The 1,005-nt window shown below is 45.1% G+C and carries 1 protein-coding gene; it reads left to right on the plus strand.

The features are described from left to right. Positions 1 to 117: 117 nt before the first annotated feature. Positions 118 to 1,005: HEAT repeat domain-containing protein (locus NCWK1_RS23915; RefSeq protein WP_245894979.1), on the plus strand; the 888-nt coding region annotated here is incomplete at its 3' end.

Consider the following 1,005-nt stretch of genomic DNA (forward strand, 5'->3'; position numbering starts at 1 on the left):
TGTCTTTTTTTATCAGGTGCAAGATGTGATACCATTTCACGAAAATCTTGATACAAATTCATTGGTTGTTTACTCTTTTCCTCTGCCCCCCTGCGGTCTACTTGTATCAAACTTAAAGTGAAACGGTATGAGATAGTAGAGAAAATTGTCAAATGGGGTTTTGGTTATTTATCAGAAAAACAAAAGTGGGAGCAATGTCTTGATCCAATTGAATATGAAGCTAGATCAACACTACAACAAACAGAAAAAACAAAAGCGATCGCTGCTTTGGTGCAACTGCTGCAATTATCTGATGTGGATTACTTCACTCATAGGGAGGCAGCAAAATGCTTAGGGGAAATCGGCACAGGCAATCAAGATGCGATCGCGGCGTTGGTGCAACTGCTGCATTCATCTGATGTGGTTGAGGACACCCGTAAGCAAGCAGCAGAAAGCTTAGGGAAAATCGGCATAGGCAATCCAGATACGATCTCGGCATTGGTGCAAGTGCTGCAATCATCTGACGTGGATTACTCCACCCGTTTGCTGGCAGCAGCAATCTTAGGGGAAATCGACCCAGGCAATCCAGATACGATCTCGGCATTGGTGCAAGTGCTGCGATCATCTGATGTGGATTACTCCACCCGTAGTCTGGTAATAGAAAGCTTAGGGAAAATTGGCACAGGCAATCAAGATGCAATTACGGCATTGATCCAAATGCTGCGATCATCTGATGCGGATAACTACACCCGTAAGCTGGCAGTAGAAAGCTTAGGGAAAATTAGCACAGGCAATCAAGATGCAATTACGGCATTGATGCAACTGCTGCAATCATCTGATGTGGGTTACTCCATCTGTATCCTGGCAGCATATAGCTTAGGGAAAATCGGTACAGGCAATCAAGATGCGATCGCGGCATTGGTGCAACTGCTGCAATCATCTGATGTGGATAACTACACCCGTAGGCAGGCAGCATTAAGTTTAGGGGAAATTGGCACAGGCAATCCAGATGCGATTGCGGCATTG

The organism is Nostoc cycadae WK-1, from assembly GCF_002897135.1.
Classification (GTDB): Bacteria; Cyanobacteriota; Cyanobacteriia; order Cyanobacteriales; family Nostocaceae; genus Nostoc_B.